Origin of the sequence: Hahella sp. KA22, from assembly GCF_004135205.1 — a bacterium.
Taxonomy (GTDB): Bacteria; Pseudomonadota; Gammaproteobacteria; order Pseudomonadales; family Oleiphilaceae; genus Hahella.
Window position 1 is genome coordinate 3,128,714 of the sequence record NZ_CP035490.1, and the last position, 17,152, is coordinate 3,145,865.

Annotated in this window: 14 protein-coding genes; 6 read left to right on the top strand and 8 right to left on the bottom strand. The window is 54.2% G+C overall.

Features of this window, described 5'->3' with window-relative positions:
- Positions 1 to 197 precede the first annotated feature (197 nt).
- Both EUZ85_RS13965 and EUZ85_RS13970 read left to right on the top strand, forming a co-directional pair.
- A complete protein-coding gene (locus EUZ85_RS13965) occupies positions 198 to 2,003 on the top strand; it encodes a DUF1631 family protein (protein ID WP_241567032.1) in 1,806 nt (601 codons plus the stop codon).
- Between the two features lie 3 nt (positions 2,004 to 2,006).
- On the top strand, positions 2,007 to 2,426 hold the full coding sequence (locus EUZ85_RS13970; RefSeq protein ID WP_127969871.1) for a PilZ domain-containing protein: 420 nt from the start codon (positions 2,007 to 2,009) through the stop codon (positions 2,424 to 2,426).
- Between the two features lie 71 nt (positions 2,427 to 2,497).
- Here EUZ85_RS13970 and EUZ85_RS13975 read toward each other — a convergent pair whose 3' ends face one another.
- The 6 genes from EUZ85_RS13975 to EUZ85_RS14000 form a co-directional block, all read right to left on the bottom strand.
- Complete coding sequence (locus EUZ85_RS13975) at positions 2,498 to 3,568, bottom strand: alpha/beta fold hydrolase (protein ID WP_127969872.1); 1,071 nt, start codon at positions 3,566 to 3,568, stop codon at positions 2,498 to 2,500.
- 274 nt (positions 3,569 to 3,842) lie between these two features.
- On the bottom strand, positions 3,843 to 4,625 hold the full coding sequence (locus EUZ85_RS13980) for an enoyl-ACP reductase (RefSeq protein ID WP_127969873.1): 783 nt from the start codon (positions 4,623 to 4,625) through the stop codon (positions 3,843 to 3,845).
- 257 nt (positions 4,626 to 4,882) lie between these two features.
- Positions 4,883 to 6,472, bottom strand: a complete 1,590-nt coding sequence (locus EUZ85_RS13985; protein WP_127969874.1) for an ABC transporter ATP-binding protein — start codon at positions 6,470 to 6,472, stop codon at positions 4,883 to 4,885.
- 12 nt (positions 6,473 to 6,484) lie between these two features.
- The gene (locus tag EUZ85_RS13990) at positions 6,485 to 7,507 is read right to left on the bottom strand and encodes an ABC transporter permease (protein WP_206618136.1); all 1,023 of its coding nucleotides are present in this window, start codon (positions 7,505 to 7,507) and stop codon (positions 6,485 to 6,487) included.
- Between the two features lie 13 nt (positions 7,508 to 7,520).
- Positions 7,521 to 8,606: a microcin C ABC transporter permease YejB gene (locus EUZ85_RS13995; RefSeq protein ID WP_127969876.1), complete on the bottom strand. Its 1,086-nt coding sequence runs from the start codon at positions 8,604 to 8,606 to the stop codon at positions 7,521 to 7,523.
- 3 nt (positions 8,607 to 8,609) lie between these two features.
- Positions 8,610 to 10,412: an extracellular solute-binding protein gene (locus EUZ85_RS14000; protein WP_127969877.1), complete on the bottom strand. Its 1,803-nt coding sequence runs from the start codon at positions 10,410 to 10,412 to the stop codon at positions 8,610 to 8,612.
- Between the two features lie 381 nt (positions 10,413 to 10,793).
- Here EUZ85_RS14000 and EUZ85_RS14005 point away from each other — a divergent pair, with 381 nt between their 5' ends.
- The gene (locus EUZ85_RS14005; RefSeq protein WP_127969878.1) at positions 10,794 to 12,236 is read left to right on the top strand and encodes an HDOD domain-containing protein; all 1,443 of its coding nucleotides are present in this window, start codon (positions 10,794 to 10,796) and stop codon (positions 12,234 to 12,236) included.
- Between the two features lie 97 nt (positions 12,237 to 12,333).
- Here the strand turns inward: EUZ85_RS14005 and EUZ85_RS14010 are convergent, their stop codons facing one another.
- Complete coding sequence (locus EUZ85_RS14010; protein WP_127969879.1) at positions 12,334 to 14,079, bottom strand: LysM peptidoglycan-binding domain-containing protein; 1,746 nt, start codon at positions 14,077 to 14,079, stop codon at positions 12,334 to 12,336.
- A gap of 84 nt (positions 14,080 to 14,163) precedes the next feature.
- On the bottom strand, positions 14,164 to 14,937 hold the full coding sequence (gene gloB, locus EUZ85_RS14015; RefSeq protein ID WP_127969880.1) for a hydroxyacylglutathione hydrolase: 774 nt from the start codon (positions 14,935 to 14,937) through the stop codon (positions 14,164 to 14,166).
- A 194-nt stretch (positions 14,938 to 15,131) separates the two neighbouring features.
- On the opposite strand from gloB, the gene EUZ85_RS14020 reads away from it, so the two are divergent.
- The 3 genes from EUZ85_RS14020 to dnaQ are packed head-to-tail and all read left to right on the top strand — an operon-like array spanning position 15,132 to position 17,086.
- The gene (locus EUZ85_RS14020) at positions 15,132 to 15,920 is read left to right on the top strand and encodes a class I SAM-dependent methyltransferase (protein ID WP_127969881.1); all 789 of its coding nucleotides are present in this window, start codon (positions 15,132 to 15,134) and stop codon (positions 15,918 to 15,920) included.
- Positions 15,907 to 16,353, top strand: a complete 447-nt coding sequence (rnhA, locus tag EUZ85_RS14025; protein ID WP_127969882.1) for a ribonuclease HI — start codon at positions 15,907 to 15,909, stop codon at positions 16,351 to 16,353. Before EUZ85_RS14020 ends, rnhA begins: the two co-directional genes overlap by 14 nt.
- 10 nt (positions 16,354 to 16,363) lie before the next feature.
- Positions 16,364 to 17,086 (top strand): DNA polymerase III subunit epsilon, encoded by a 723-nt coding sequence (gene dnaQ, locus EUZ85_RS14030; RefSeq protein WP_127969883.1) that lies wholly within the window; start codon positions 16,364 to 16,366, stop codon positions 17,084 to 17,086.
- Positions 17,087 to 17,152 lie beyond the last annotated feature (66 nt).

Here is a 17,152-nt window from a genome sequence, read left to right on the forward strand (position 1 = left end):
ACAGAATTGGCGGTTATAGGCGACGCGCATGAAATATCTGTCAGGCGCGACCCGTCCGCGACAAATCCGACTATACTTTTAGAGTCGTCCGGACATTTTTAACCTCGCGTTTTTATTCCCCTCTAACACCGGACCGCTTCGGCCCGGATCTCGCTGATGCGGCTGTCTTGAGAAAATGGGTTGCATGCAAAAGGTACATGATGGAGCAAGCTGAAGTTACAGTAGAAGCCCTTTCCGCGGCCTTGGTCAGACTGGAGCTTCCAGAGACGAAAGAAATCTTTGCTTTTCTTGGCGACACCGCCGCGCCGCCGCAAATCGACAGAGAGCGCCATGAGGTGGCGGACAAGCTGGCCAGCGTCAGCCGGGAGAAGCAGGAAAACCTCAAGGGCGTGGTGCTGGCGCTCAGTAAAGAACTTGGCGGATTGGACAGAACGCTGGTCAACTGCCTTACTTTCATCGACCGTGCGGCGGAGCGCTGGGAAAGCGCCAGCCCTCTGGACCCATTCGTAAAGAAGACGCTGCTGCGTCGTAAATACATATTCGCCGCCTTGCTGCTGGATCAACCGGAGTTCGTCATCAACGAAGAGCACCCTGTGGCGCGCCTGTTGGCGTTGGTGGAAAAGCTGTTCATGGGATGGGAAGAGGGCGGAGGCCAGCCGCCGCCCTTTGTCATGAAGTCCCTCTCGGCGCTGACGCATCTGCTGGATGACGACAACTGCCTCAGCTCCGACGAGCAGCGGCGCGCATACGACGCCTTGATGACCGAGTGGCAGCGGGAAAGTCAGCGCCGTCATCAATTGGAAAAGCGATTGATTGAAACTGAGTTGGGGCTCGACAATGCCTGGTATATCCATCAAAAAGCCGCGATGGCGGTGAATCAGGCCGCGACCGGGGTGGAGTTGCCGGAAGTGATTGTGCAGTTCATGAAAGGCCCCTGGCTTGACTCCATGCGATTGGTGTTGCTGCAGGAAGGCGAGAGCAGCAAACACTATTCGATCATGCGTAAGCTGTGCGATCGCATTGTGTTCACATTTCGCGGCGATCACACGGCCGCCAGCCAACAGAAGTTATACACCTTCGCGGGTTTGATCGTAGAGGAGCTGGAGAAGCATCTGGTGAGCCTGAGCCATAATCCCAACGATGCGGAGCAGACCCTGGCCTGGCTGGAGGATATCCTGATGAGCATCGTCAAAGGTCAGGATGTGGAGCGGGTGATGTTCACGCCGGCGCCTACGGAGCTGGATGAGGTGAGAGATCAGTTGCAGATTGACGAACTGGCGCTCACGGAACTGCGGGGGGGCTGGTTTAACCGGTTCGAAAAAGTGTGCAAGTTTCTGGTGTATCTGCCGGGACAGAAAGTGGTGGTTTGGGGCGACTATAACGGCAGAAAAACCTCGATGGAGCCCATAGAGGATTTGATCAAAGACAAGAATGAAGAGCGCTTGCAGGCGTTTGATGGCTCGACGCGCATTCAGCAAGTGTTCTATGAGCTGGCCAGGGAGTATATTGTCTGGGATCGGGCGCAGCGTCTGCGTCAGCAAAGTTTGCTGGCGAAAGAAAAAGCGCTGCGTAAGGCGGCGCAGGAAAAAGCGGAAGCTGAAGCCAAGGCCATCATCGCTGCGCGGGAAGAAGCCGCCAGGAAGCTGGAGCAGGAACGTCTGGAAGCGGAGCAGGAGTTGCTCCGCCGGGAGTTGGAAGAGCAGGAAAGAAAAGCCCTGGAGAGACGTCAGCAGGCGCGTAATGCGATTGACGGCCTCAAAGTGGGTGGCTGGGTGCAGTTGCAGAAGGGAGGCGAACCTGTGCGCTGCAAGCTGGGCGTACGTTTGAACGCCACGGACAAGCTGATATTTGTAGATGATTTCGGGATGAAAATAACAGAAATGAAACGTGATGAGGTAGTGGACCACATTCTCGACGGGCTTTTTGAAGTGTTGGGAGCAGGTGTGGAAATGGAAGAAAGGTTGTCCCGCGCCTTGGGCAGAATAGGCATTGCGAAGAGGTGACGTATGTCGGTGAAAGAAAACCCCCTGGACGATAACCAGCGCACGGAGCCGCGTCTGCCGCACAATGAAGTGATTTATGTGGAGATCATGACCCCTGGCGCGGTGGAAAGCGACGATCTCAATCCGGCGGTGCGTGCGACCGAGACGGTGGATATCTCCGCCAACGGGCTGCAGGTGCGTATTCCGGAAGCGCTGCGAGTCGGGGCCATATTGCAGATATGCATCCTGCGAGAGAAAACCGGCGACAAGTTTCATCTTACCGCCGAAGTGAAGTGGCGAAAACGTCTGCCAGGGACTTATGGCTACATGACCGGATTGGCGTTTTTTGAGTCGGAAGAAACTTCCATCGCCGAATGGAAGTTGGCGGTCTCCGCCATGTTTTCCGATGAGGACGCCGACCATGCGGATCACGTCACCCACTAAGGATTCGTGATCCCCTGGGTGACGGAACGATCATGGCGTCGTCGCTGGGAAAGGGCTGTGCGCCGAAGGCGTCAAATGCCCTCCATCGGCTCGAAGCCGCCGTCGCCCTGCAGAATGGATTCCAGCTCCTCAATGGAAGGCTCGCTGCGCGTCGGCGCCTGCTGCAGGTCCGACAGGAATACGATAGCGTCCTGCACAGTCTGGTAGGCGATTTCCTCCATGGGTACGTGTCCCACGCCAGGATAGCTGATGAACTTGATGTTTCTGATGTCCCCGCGCCAGCGCTCCGCCAGTTTTATGGGAACCCAACGATCTGCTTCCCCCCACATCAAAAGCGTCGGTGAGCGAATGTCCGCGAAGGGAAGGTTGCGTTGTTCCGCTGCGGCTTCTTTCATGATTCGCATGGTGCGCACGTAAATCTTCCTGGCCCCGGGGCGCTGGGACATGTGTACGTATCGATAGAGATTGTCCTGGCTGATGCGCTTGGGGTCGCCGTAAACCTGCGCCACATTGCGCGTCACCAATATCGGCGGTTGCACATAGTTGGCCAGCGTTCCCACCACTGGCATGGTGGCCAGATCGAATACTCCCGGCGTGTGTTCCTGCGGGTAGCCTACCGGGTCAATCAGAATGAGTTTTTCCACCTGTTCTGGATGCTCCGCGGCATAGCGCGCGGAAAGATAGCCGCCGAAGGAGTTGCCCGCCAGACTGAACCGGGTTAGCTCCAGTTGTCTGATGAACTTGCTGAAACGGATGTAAACGTAGTCTTCATCGAAGTCGTCGGCGTCTTCCGGCCCTCCGGTCAGGCCGTAACCGGGAAGATCCAGCGCGATGACGCGGTAGTTCTTGCGCAGCTCCTCGATCCATCCTTCCCAAGTATGTAAAGACGACATGATGCCGTGCAGCAACACAATGGTGGGTCCCTCGCCGACATCGCGATAGTGAATCTGCAGGTCGTCCACTTCCATGAAGCGGGAGTCTTTATCCGCGTATTGCTTTTTTAACTCTTTCAGGGGGATATCAGCGACGCCCAGGGCGTTGGCGAGAGTAGGGCTGGCTTTGAGAGACGGCTTGAGACCGGCGCAGCCACTGAGTCCGACGACGAATAGAAGACAGAACGACAGTAAGAGCTTCCTGTTCATATGCGGCTGAAATACTCCAGGTGTGGATTTTATTCTTATAAGGTTTGTTGTGGCGGGAGGGTTTAGGTCCCGAGATAACAAAAGGTTACATTAACCCTAATGCGGGATTTATACAGTGACGTGGCGCAGAAAACCAATACGCGCCTGTGGGATGAGACTCTTGGAGAACGCTGACGGAGAGAGGTTAAGAAAAGGGGGAGGATTAAATGGGGAGAGGATTAAAGAAGGAGCCGGCATGATCCGGCTCCGTAATATTGCAGTCAGCAGCGATAACTTATTCGCCGCCTCTGGCGGTAATGTTGAAGCCGCCGTCCACATACATGATTTCACCAGTCACGCCGCTGGCCAGATCAGAGCACAGGAACAGCGCGGCGTTGCCCACTTCATCGATGGTTACGTTGCGGCGCAGTGGCGTCTGCTTCTCGTTTTCCTGCAGCATCTTACGGAAATCCTTGATGCCGGATGCGGCCAGAGTGCGGATTGGACCTGCGGAAATCGCGTTGACGCGAGTGCCTTCCGGCCCCAGGCTGCACGCCATGTAGCGGGTGTTGGCTTCCAGGCTGGCTTTGGCCAGACCCATCACGTTGTAGTTGGGGATAACGCGCTCTGCGCCCAGATAAGTCAAAGTCAGCAGGCTGCCGTTGCGGCCTTTCATCATTTCGCGGGCGCCTTTCGCCAACGCGACGAAGCTGTAGGAGCTGATGTCGTGGGCGATGCGGAAGCCTTCGCGAGTAGTGGCGTCCACGTAGTTGCCGTCAAGCTCGTGGCCCGGCGCGTAACCGACGGAGTGCACCAGAATATCAACACCGTCCCAATGCTGGCCGAGGTCTTTGAACAGTTGTTCGATTTCAGCGTCGCTGCTTACGTCGCAGGGAAATGTCAGCTTGGAGTCGTATTCCGCGGCGAAACCTTCCACCCGGCCCTTGAGCTTATCGTTCTGGTAGGTCAGGGCGATTTCCGCGCCTTCCCGATGGAAAGCGTCAGCAATACCTTTGGCGATGGATAATTTACTTGCAACACCGACGATCAGTGCTTTTTTTCCGCTTAGTAATCCCATTTTTCTATCCTGTAGTTATCTTCAGAGAGACCTTCAAGCTGTTTATGAATAAACGGCCGGTGATTGTATTTACTTAAGCTAACATCCAAAACTTATTGTCGGCTGGAACATTAAATATTTTCTTACTAATCACGGCGACGCTTCTATGAGTCTTTAGTATGACAGAAAAAGGCGCGCCGTGGCCCGTCCCGCAACGCCCAGGGAGCATTTAACGGGACGAGGGAGGGCGCGCTGGTATGAGATGTAGCCGCTTTGTATTAATAAAAAGCAGTTTCCAATAATTTGCGTGTGTAGGGCTGAGTTGGATTGGCGTAGATGGCGTCACAGTCGCCAGCTTCCACCAGTTCACCGCCCTGCATGACCACGATACGGTGACAAAGGGCTTTCACGACTCGCAGATCATGACTGATGAATAAGTAACTGAGATGGTGCTCTTTCTGCAGGCGCTGCAACAGCTCTATGACCTGCTGCTGGATGGTGCGGTCCAGAGAAGAGGTGGGTTCGTCGAGAATCAGCAGCTTGGGTTTCAGCACCAGCGCACGGGCGATGGCGATACGTTGCCGCTGTCCGCCAGAAAACTCATTGGGGTAGCGATAACGCCATTCCGGATCAAGCTCCACTTCCCGCATCGCCGCAATCACGCTTTGCTCGCGGCTGGCGGCGTCGCCGATGTTATGGATTTCCAATCCCTCGCTGATAATCTCCTCAATGGTGAGCCTTGGACTAAGAGAGCCGAAAGGGTCCTGGAAAATAACCTGAATTTCCCGACGCAGCGGCTTCAGGGATTTGCTGTCCAGCAGGTCTATACGCTGGCCGTTGTAGTTGATGACGCCTTCGCTGTTTTCCAGGCGCAGAATTGTACGTCCCAATGTGGATTTACCTGAACCGCTTTCTCCCACCAATCCCACGGACTCGCCCGGCAGTATATCCAGGCTGATATCGTTGACCGCTTTGACGTGATCTACAGTTCGCTTGAGCACGCCCTTCTTGATCGGGAACCAGCACTTGAGGTTTTTGACTTCCAGAATGGGCGTCGCATCTGTGGCGATAATCGGCGGCGTGCCGTGAGGCTCCGCTGCAATCAACTTCTGGGTGTAGGGATGGGACGGAGTAGAAAACAGCTTTTGCGTTTCCCCTTGTTCAACCACATGGCCTTTTTCCATCACGACTACGTAATCCGACAGCTTTTTCACGATATGTAGATCATGTGTGATAAACAGCACGGCCATGTTCATTTCCGCCTGTAGCTGGCGAATCAGGTCCAGAATCTGCGCCTGGATAGTGACGTCCAGTGCGGTGGTGGGTTCATCGGCGATCAGTAGTTTAGGGTTGTTGACCAAGGCCATAGCGATCATTACACGCTGCCTCTCTCCACCTGAAAGCTGATGCGGGTAAGCATTAAGCTTATGCTCCGGGTTGCGGATACCAACCTTCTTGAGCCAGTCCAGCGCCAGATCGATGCACTGTTTCTTGGATAGCCCCTGGTGCAGCTCAATGATTTCCGAAATCTGTCGATGGATTTTGTGCAATGGGTTGAGGGAAGTCAGCGGCTCCTGGAATATTACGCTGATTTCGTGACCGCGTACTTGTCGCATCCGGGACTCCGGCGCGCTGACCAAGTCTTCCCCTTTCCAGAGAATTTTGCCGCTCTTGAAATTGAGAGGAGGGGAGTTCAGCAATTTGAGTATCGACAGTGAGCTGACGGATTTGCCTGAGCCGCTTTCCCCCACCAACGCTACAGTCTGCCCCGCTTTAACATCAAAGCTGACGCCGTGAACCACCTGATTTTCCCGGCCCCCCTGAGTAAAGCTAAGAGTCAGGTCTTGTATGCTTAAAATTGTATCCATGACTCTCCCCGGTTAATAACTGGTGCGCGGATCGAAAGCGTCTCTGACGCCTTCGCCGATGAAAACCAACAGGCCCATTAGTAACGCCAGGACGTTAAAGGCGGTGATGCCCAGCCAAGGCGCCTGCAGGTTGCCTTTACCTTGAGACAATAGTTCGCCCAAGGAGGGCGAGCCTGGCGGTAAACCAAACCCTAAGAAGTCTAATGACGTCAGGATGACGACTGAGCCGGATAAGGTGAAAGGTACGAAAGTCATCGTAGCGACCATGGCGTTGGGAAGAATGTGCTTGAACATGAGTCTGCCGTCGCTCATGCCCATGGCTCTGGCGGCCACCACATATTCGAAATTTCTGCCGCGTAAAAACTCCGCGCGCACAGCGCCGACGTATCCCATCCAGGAAAACAGAAGTATGAAGCCAAGTAGTATCCAGAAAGTCGGTTGGATAATGCTCGCCAATATAATCAGTAAGAACAGCGTGGGCATGCTCGACCAGATTTCGATGAAACGCTGGAAAAGTAAATCTACCTTACCGCCGTAATATCCCTGCGCAGCGCCTGCGATAACGCCAATGATGGCTGAGACGATCGTTAAGCTGAAACCGAACAGAACGGAAATTCTGAAACCATAGATAACCCGGGCCAACACATCACGTCCCTGATCATCGGTGCCGAGCCAGTTCTGCGCGCTGGGGGGGCTGGGCGCAGGGGAGTTCAGGTCGTAGATGATGGTCTTGTAGTTATAAGGAACCAGCGGCCAGATCATCCACCCCTTGTCGTTGATCAGCTTGGCGACGTAGGGGTCCTTGTAGTCGGCTTCGAGTTCGAACTCGCCGTCGAACTGCGTTTCCAGATAGGTGTTCCAAACCGGGAAGTAGTAGTAGCCATCGTACTTCACCAAAATGGGCTTATCGTTGGCGACTAACTCGGCGAACAGACAGAATACGAACAAGGCTATAAACATCCATAATGAAAACAGCCCCATGCGATGTTTCTTGAAGGTCTCCCAGCGGCGTGCATTTTTGTAGCTGAGTTTGATCAACGCCATGGCTTCACCCTCTCTTCTCGAAATCGATTCTGGGGTCCACCCAGGTATAAGTGAGATCCGTCAGCAGGGAGATCAGCAAACCGATCAGCGTAAAGACATACAGCGTACTGAATACGATAGGGTAGTCGCGTTGCATAATGGCTTCGAAGCCCAGCAACCCAAGACCTTCCAGTGAGAAAATAACCTCGATCAGCAGGGCTCCTGTGAAGAAAATGCTGACAAATGCAGCAGGGAACCCGGAAATGACAATAAGCATGGCGTTGCGGAAGACATGCTTGTACAGAACTCTGGACTGAGTCAGGCCCTTCGCTTTGGCGGTCATGACATACTGCTTGTTGATCTCGTCCAGAAACGAGTTCTTGGTAAGTAATGTCAGCGTGGCGAAGCCGCCGATAACGTTGGCGGTGATGGGGAGCGCCATATGCCAGAAGTAGTCGAGAATCTTATCGGGCCAGGACAACGTGTCCCAATTATCGGATACCAGTCCTCTTAGCGGGAACCAGTCAAAATAGGTGCCGCCAGCAAATAAAATCACCAATAAAATGGCGAACAGGAAGCCAGGTATGGCGTAGGCGATGGAGAGCACTGTACTGGTCCATCTGTCGAACTGGTGGCCATGTCTCAGGGCCTTGGAAATGCCGAGAGGTATGGAGATCATGTAGATGAGCAGGGTACTCCAGAGACCGATGGAGATGGTGACGGGCATACGCTCTAGAACGAGGTCGACCACGCTGCCGCTTTTAAAAAGACTGTCGCCAAAGTCGAACATGATGTAGCTCTTCAGCATATCCCAGTAGCGCTCGTGTATTGGCTTATCAAATCCAAAGCGCTTCTCAATTTCTGCGATAATCTCCGGGTCCAGCCCTCTGGCTCCCCGATATTGCGAGCTTTCCGCCGCCTGACTTTGCACATCCCCCTGATTGGCGCCGGTAATCCTGTCCAACCTCTCGCCTTCGAGTCCCATGGACTGAGCCATGGCTTGCTCGACGGGCCCTCCGGGCGCGGTCTGAATAACAAAGAAGTTAATGGTGATGATCGCCCAAAGTGTAGGGATCATCAGAAGGAGTCGTCTTATTATGTAAGCGGCCATAGATTAACGCCCAAGTTGCGCTGCTTTGTCTTTGTCAAACCACCAGGTGTCTTGCCCTAAATCGTATTTGGGGCGAGTTTCAGGACGGCTGAATTTGTCCCAATAGGCGATGCGGAAGGCGCTTAGGTGCCATTGTGGAATCATGAGGTACTTCCATAGAAGCACGCGATCCAGCGCATGTCCGTAGACCATCAGTTTGTCCGGGTCTTCCTGGCTTTTTTCTATCCCTTCAACAATCGCATCCACCGCTGGATCTCTAAGGTTGGCGGAGTTCCAGGTGGAGTCGACAAAGCTGGAGTGGAACAGGATTTTGAGATCGCTGGAAGGATAGGAAAGGGCGGGATAACGGAATGACACCATGTCGAAGTCATGGGTGCGCACGCGGTTGATGTATTGGCTTGGGTCCACTTGGCGCAGATTCATGATGATGCCGATCTTCTCCAAATTTCTCCTCAGCGGCGCTGCCGAACGCTCTGTAGTCGGGCTGTAACTGAGTAGTTCAAATTCCATTTGTTTGCCGGTTTTGGCGTTGACGGTCTTTCCATCTCTCAGCTCCCAGCCGGCCTCTTTCAATAGTTTGAGAGCAATCCGGATATTGTCCCGAATATAGCCGTCTCCATTGGTGACAGGCAGCTTGAATGGCTTCTCGAATACTTCCGGTGGAAGCTGGTCTTTTAGCGGATTTAATATTTCCAGCTCCGCTTCGCTGGGGAGCCCTGAGGCGGAGTAAGGCGTATTGGTGAAGTAGCTGGTGGTGCGAACATATTGACCATAAAAAAGCGCTTTGTTCATCCACTCGAAGTCAAGCAGGTAGCTCAGCGCTTTACGAACGCGGCGGTCTTTGAAGATAGGGCGCTCTGTGTTGTAGACGAAGCCGGTGGTGCTCTGAGGGATACTATGCGCGAGCTCTTCTTTCTTGACGAGCTTGTTCCTGATCGCAGGAAAATTGTAGGCCGTCGCCCAGTTTTTGGCTTCGCCTTCCTGCCAAAAATCAAACTCGCCGGACTTGAACGCCTCGAATGCGACCGTGGCGTCGCGGTAATAATCGTAACGGGTGTAAGTGATGTTGTTGCGGCCCTTGTTGACGGGCAGGTCTCTGCCCCAGTAATCATCCAGCGTTTTCACCACCACATATTGGCCGTAACTGTAATCGCTGATGGTGACGCCGCTGCTGCCCAGGGGAACGTCTTTGATGGGGTCGCCGAAATTGCGAGAGGCCCAGTAGTGTTCAGGCAGGATTTTGAGACTGAATAAGGAGAACATCTGCTCCCTGTTGGCGTCCTGCATGGAAAATTTGACCTGATGCTCGTCCAGGACTTCGATCGAGGTGATAAATGAATAATATTTCTTGAATTGAGGCACGCCCTCATTGGCGAATTTCTCAAAGGAGAATTTGACGTCCTGGGCGGTGATTGGCTTGTGGTCTTGAAAGGTCGCCTTGGGATTGATATGGAAAATGATCCAGGAATAGTCAGACGCGAATTCAATCTTCTCCGCTATCAACGGATAGTAAACTTCAATTTCGTCCTGAGAAGCGATCAGCAGGCTATCGTATAGCTCGTCTGCGCCGGCTCCAGAAGTGCCCCTTTGCGCATAACGGTTGAAGTTGTCGTAGGTGCCTATTGAGTGAAGCCGGATCGTGCCGCCTTTGGGCGCGTCGGGGTTAACGTAATCGAAGTGAGTAAAGTCGTCCGGATACTTGGGTTCGCCCCTAAGCGCGATGCCTTTTGCTGTGATGACCTCCGGCTCTCCATAACATACCAAGCTAACGGCGCATAAGAGCAGCAGAACGAAGGATCGAATCATTTCATAGCCTTGTTAAAGGTTAATTTATTGAAAACAAGCAGTTATTGATATTAGCAGTTTAAAGCGGGCGTACAAGATGATTGACGGGCCGCCGCCGTAAACTGTGATCCACGCGTCCTTGCCGACAAAATCCCTGCGCCCGGTGGGCGGGCGTTCCTGTTTGCATGTTGCTTTGTCCGGCGCGAGGCTTCAAGCGCTTTATATTACGATCCGTTTAGGCTGAGCCGCTCTCTTATCGCTGTCGCGCAGCTTGTTGGACGTGGCGTGAGTCCGCATGAACGGCTGACTTCCCGTAAAGCGACTACACTTATTCAACGCATGACTTTTACGCATCCTGCGGCGACTTCTACTATTTAATTAAGAGAACCCAATAGAGCGATCATGGTTTTGGCAAAGACAAAGGCGCCTTTTGGCCTGGACGAATGGCTTGAAGAGTTGGCGCACATGGACGCTGTGGTGATGGGGGCGATCATCAGGCAACTGAACCAGTTGACGGCCTCGGAGGAGTCCTCCGTGGCGCAACTCTCGGATGTGGTGCTGAAGACCCCCGCGCTGACCTCAAAAATAATCAAGCTGGCGAACAGTGCGGTGTATAACCCCAGCAGGGCTCCTATACCCACTGTCAGTCGGGCGATTATGCATATCGGCTTCAACGCCGTAAGAGCGATTTGCGTGTCCTCCATTTTGATGGAGGCGCTGCTGAAACAGCATCCGCGGGATAGTCTGGTTATGCAGATGGCGCGTTCTTTTCACGCGGCGGTGCAGGCGCGCAATCTGTGCGAGAAAGCGCGGGCGGATGTGAAAGAGGAGGTGTTCGTCGCCACGCTGTTGCTGCATCTGGGGGAAATGCTGATCTGGGGCTATCCTCATCCCGCCGTGGACAAGGCCTATCGCATGTATCAACAGGGCGTTCCTACGCCGGAACTGGAGAAAGTGCTGGGCGTTACCTTTGATCGGCTGACACGGGAAATGGCTGACGAATGGGGGTTGGGCGACACGCTCAACGAAGCTTTGTCTCCCCCAGACGAACCCAGCAAAAAAGCGCAGGCGGTGCGCCTGGGTGAGGATATATCAATTGCTATCGAAAAGGGCTGGGACTCTCCGGAAATGCAGGCGGTGCTGAAGCGGGTATCGGTGTTCAGCAACATGCCTGTCAGCACGGTCAAGGCCAAGCTTCAAGCCAGTATGGATGAAGCGTCTGAGTTATCCAGGGAGTATTCAGATCCGCAGATATCGAGAATTCTGGAGCAGACCAATCGTGAGGCGAAGTCGGCTGAGTTGGCGGCGGATAGTCCTCTGTTGCAGCCGGAACCACAGTTTCAGCTGGAAACGCTGCAGCGCATCATGCAAATGATGGCGGGCAAAATCGATACTGGGGTATTGTTCCAGACGGTGTTGGAAGGCCTCCATCGAGGGGTGGGGCTGGAGAGAGTCGTACTGGCTATTTTTAATCAGCCGCGAACGCAAATTGGAGCAAAATTCCTGTTGGGGCAAAAAATGATTAATTGGCGTGAGCGTTTCAGATTCGCTTACGACAAATCACAGGATAATTTTTTTCACGCCGTCATGAGTTCGCATCAGTCCGCCTGGATTGGCAGCGGCAGCTATGCTTCCCTGAGTAAACTGCGCACTCGCGCCTTCATCGACATCGTTGGGATGGGGGATTTCTTTATCGGGCCGATTATCGCCAATGGTAGAGAGGTCGGATTTCTTTATGCGGATTTAAGAGTTAGCGGGCGTCCCATGAGCGAAACTTACTACACGGGATTCAAGCACTTTGTGCAGCAAACCTGCCTGTGTCTGTCGCTGCTGGCGAAGAAATAGATTTTCCAGCGGACATACTGATTCGAAAGCTTCTCTTGCGCGCCCAATAAAAAAGCCAGCGTTGTAGCTGGCCTTTCAATCAGTCCGCAGATAAGCGTCAGTTAATTTGCGTGACGTCCACGTAGATGCTCAGGCGCTGGCCGGGGCGCAGAACGCTTCCCTTGTTGATAGAGTTCCAACGCAGCAGATCGTTGACGCTGACATTAAAGCGGCTGGCGATGCGGTACAGCGAGTCGCCACTACGAATTTTGTAGCCGATCTTGCGAATAACCTGGCGATTTTTAATGGAGGGGGAGGACGCCTTGGCGGTTTGCTGCACGCCGGACTTGGTCCAGATCACCAATGTTTTGCCGGGAGAGAGCACATCGCCGGGCGCCATGCCGTTCCAGCGCGCCAGCTTGCGGACATTCACCTTGTAGTCCTGGGCGATATCCCACAGGGTGTCGCCAGCTTTCACGGTATGCTCCACCTTCGCGGCGCCGTTGCCGCCAACCTGCTTCGATTGTTTTGCTTCCAGACGGTTGTCCGCGCTCAAGCTGTAGAAATCTTCGCCTTCATAAGAGCTGGGGATCAGCAGCTGCTGGCCAACTCTGATCAGGGCGCCTTTCAGACGGTTAACTTCCTGCACCACTTCCGGAGTGGTCTTGTGGTGTTTGGCGATGGTGATCAACGTGTCGCCTTGTCTGACCTTGTAGCGAGTCCAGTTCACCAACTGCTTTTTCGGCGTGTTGGCGTAGGCGTCTTCAAAGACTTTCAGCTGCGGTAAAGGCAGCGCCAGACGGTGCGGGCCCAGCGGCGCAGTCGCCCACTGGTTGTAACCAGGGTTGAGAACATAAAGGTCGTCAACGTCGATTTGCGCCAGTTTGGCCGCTTGAGCGAGGTCGATTTGCGAATCCAGTTCTACGACGCCGAAGTAAGGTTCATCTGCGATATCCACCAGAGTAACGCCGTTGGTGTCCGGGTCCGCCACTACTTTGGCGATGGCCAGCAGACGCGGCACGTACATGCTGGTTTCGCGGGGCAGGCTCAGTGACCAGTAATCGGTCGGCAAGCCTTTCGCCTGATTCTTCTTGATCGCGCGCATGACTGTGCCGGCGCCGGAATTATAAGCCGCCAGCGCTAACAGCCAGTCGCCGTCGAACATGTCCGACAGTTTCTGCAGGTAGGTCAGCGCGGCGTCAGTAGAAGCGACGATGTCGCGACGGCCGTCATACCACCAGTTTTGCTGCAGTCCGAAATGTTTGCCGGTGCTGGGGATGAACTGCCAGATGCCGGATGCGCGGCCGTGAGAATAGGCGAAGGGATCGAAGGCGCTTTCCACCACCGGCAATAACGCCAGTTCGAGTGGCATCTTGCGCTTTTCCGCCTCGTTCACAATGTGATGCAGATACAGGGCGCTGCGACCGAAAGTGCGGTCAAGATAGGACTGATGACTGGCGTACCACTTCTGTTCAGAATCGATACGGGGGTTCGTCTGGTTAACGAGATCCAGTGCGAAACCAGCGCGGATGCGGTTCCAGATATTGGCGGGCGTTGTGTCCACGCCGCCTTCAATGTCTCCATCCTCGCCTCGGGCGCCACGTGCGGCCCAGGTCAACTGTTCCTCGGGTGAGAGGTCATTGAGGTCGAGATATTCGTAATCCGATTGCAGAGAGGGATTCCAAGGGTCCTGTTTGCCCCCCGCCGGCCCTTCGCCGTTTTTACGGGTAGCGGCGTCCGCTTGTTGTGCGGCGCTTTCGTCAGCCAGGGGCTCTCCGCCTTCCTTTGATAGTCCTTTTAATTGCGTACAGGAGACGCAGACTAGTAATGACAACGTGATCGCGAGGCGCGAGATCCAAACCATAACTTCACAACTTTACTTTTGAGCCTGAAAAATGCCAGGGTCGGATTTTAGGTACACATTTTATAGACAGCAAGTTAAAAAATTTTAGAACCGATCCTTCCAGGCGCGAATCGCCGCGAAAGTGTCGGTTGCGGTGGCGCAGGGAGAACCGGATACTTCCTGCGCCATCCGGCGCACTGCGGGGTGTTCCGCCATTAAAAACGGATTGTAGGCGACCTCTTCACCCAGCACGGCAGGCAATGTTGGAACGCCTCGGGCCCGCAAAGACTCACATTGAAGTTTTCTTTTGTTTACCTCGTCCGATTCCGGCATTACGGCCTGAGCGAAACGGAGGTTAGATAACGTATATTCATGAGCGCAATATATATAGGTATTCGCTGGCAGACGTTTCAGTTTGTCCAGTGACTGACGCATCATCGCCGGGTCGCCTTCGAACAAACGTCCGCAACCGGCGGAAAACAGGGTGTCGCCGCAAAACAGACGCGGCGCGCCGGCGATCTCGCCAAAGTAAGCGATATGGTCCAGGGTATGCCCAGGCGTCTCCAGCACCTCGAGAGAAAAGTCGCCTAACTCCACGCGGTCGCCTTCCTGTAACGGTATGGTGATGGCCTTGATGGCGGAGCGCATAAAGCCGTAAACCGGAACAGAGTGATTCGCCAGTAGCTCGTTCACGCCGCCAATGTGGTCGTGATGATGATGCGTAATCAGAATGCCTCTCAACGTGAGGCCGTTCTCCGCCAAGTGGCGCAGTACGGGCTGCGCGTCGCCGGGGTCCACCACCCAGGCGTCGCCATGATCGTTTTGAATTGACCAGATGTAGTTATCGTTGAAGGCGGGAATAGGAAGTATTTCGGTCATTCTGAGTTACTGACTGCTATGCGTTGATGAAATATTAGAAAACTTGCCGTCGGGCGCTTATCATATTTTGAACTGCCCTTATCATTAACCTGACAGATTGAAGACCATGTTAATAGCATAGCTGCTCGCTGTCTGTTGTTAAGTGGTTTTCAAACGAAAGTAAGTTTTCACAGAGAACTGACCAAGGGGGATGCGTGCGAGGACTGAAAGTTAAAAGCGACATGGAAGCGGAGCGTCTACAGAAGGAATTTGAAACCTGGTTTCAGTCGCCTCTGGGGCAGACTATGCTGGCTAGTCAGCGCCAGACGGTGGAACACAGCATTGGGCGTTTCTTCGGCTATCATCAACTGGAGCTGCTGGTCAGCCATGAGTTGCCGGTAGGCCAGTCCAGTCTGCTTGGCCACCGTATTATCTCCGTTCCCCGTTGGGAGAAAGAGCTGCCAGAGGGTTCTCTGGTGTGTCACTCCCATGAGTTGCCGCTGGAAAGCGACAGCATTGATCTGGTCATTCTGCACCATACGCTGGATGTGGCCGCGCGGCCGCATCAGTCCTTACGCGAGGCGGCGCGTGTGCTGCGCTCAGGCGGTCATATGGTGATCGTCGGGTTTAACCCGCTTAGCGCCTGGGGATTGCGTCGGGCGATCTTCAGAAGTCCGAAGGCGCCCTGGTCCGGACGCTTCCTGACCTCCTCGCGTCTGGAGGATTGGTTGAGCCTGCTGGACTTCCGCCTTAAAGACGTACACTACCGTTTCTATGCCCCACCGGTCACCAACCTGCAATGGTTGAGTCGCCTTGCGTTTCTTGATAAGTTCGGCGCACGTTTCCGGCTGCCCCTGGGAGCTTACTACACCATCGTCGCTCAAAAGCGAGTGGGATGCGTGATTCCGCTGCGACCCCAATGGCGTCGCTCGCGTGTCGCGGGGGCGGCTGTGGTCCACCAATTTACGCCCTATAGGCCGTACAAAAAGAATGAAGACAGTTGAAATTTATACCGACGGCGCCTGCAAGAAGAACCCCGGGCCCGGCGGTTGGGGAGCAATCCTCATATACGGAAAGAATAAAAAGGAGATATTCGGGGGGGAGCTCGACACCACTAATAATCGCATGGAGCTGATGGCGGCGATCAAGGCGCTGCGCGCGTTGAAGCAAGGCTGCAAAGTCGAGCTCTATACGGATTCCCAATATGTGCGCAAAGGCATCACCGAATGGATGCAGAACTGGATCAAGAAAGGCTGGCGCACCAGCGGCGGCGATCCGGTAAAGAACGTTGATCTGTGGCAGGCGTTGGATAAAGAACGCAACAAGCACGATATCAGTTGGCGCTGGGTTAAAGGCCACAGCGGCCATCCATTAAACGAGCGCGCGGACGAGCTGGCCAATCTTGGCGTTAAAGAAGCGTTAGGCGAGACAGGCTGAGAATCTTTATATGCGTCAAATAGTACTGGATACCGAAACCACCGGCCTGGAAACCTCCCAAGGCCACCGGATCATTGAAATTGGTTGCGTTGAAGTGGTCGATCGCTCTCTGACCGGCAATCACTATCACGTTTACATCAATCCCGAGCGGGAAGTGGACGCCGGAGCCTTTGAGGTTCACGGCATTTCCAATGAGTTCCTGGCGGATAAGCCCAAATTCAAACAAGTCGCCCAGGACTTCCTGGACTTCATTAACGGCGCGGAACTGGTCATCCATAACGCGGCGTTTGACGTGGGCTTCATCGACTACGAATTCTCCATGCTGGGAGCGCCTTTCGGCAAAGTCAGCGATTATTGTTCCGTCGTCGATACCTTGATGATGGCTCGCAAGAAGCATCCAGGTCAGAAGAACAATCTGGACGCGCTCTGTAAACGCTACGGTATCGATAACAGCCACCGTGACCTCCACGGCGCTTTGCTCGACTCGGAGATCCTGGCGGATGTCTATCTCGCCATGACCGGCGGGCAGACCAGTCTTTCCCTGCATTCCGAAGATGGCGGGGCGGAAGAGGAGGCCTCCGAAGTGCGCAGAATCAATATGCAAAGACCTTCGTTGCGAGTGATTCGCGCCTCTGAAGCCGAATTGGCGGAGCACGCCCGACAGCTGGACGCGGTGGAGAAAGCCGCTGGCTTCAGCCTGTGGCGCAAGAAGCCGGAAGAAGGCGTGAACTGAGCGGGGCTGCTTTAGTCAGACAATCGGTCCTCGCTTAAAACTAAAAAAGCCGCCTGTTTGAGGCGG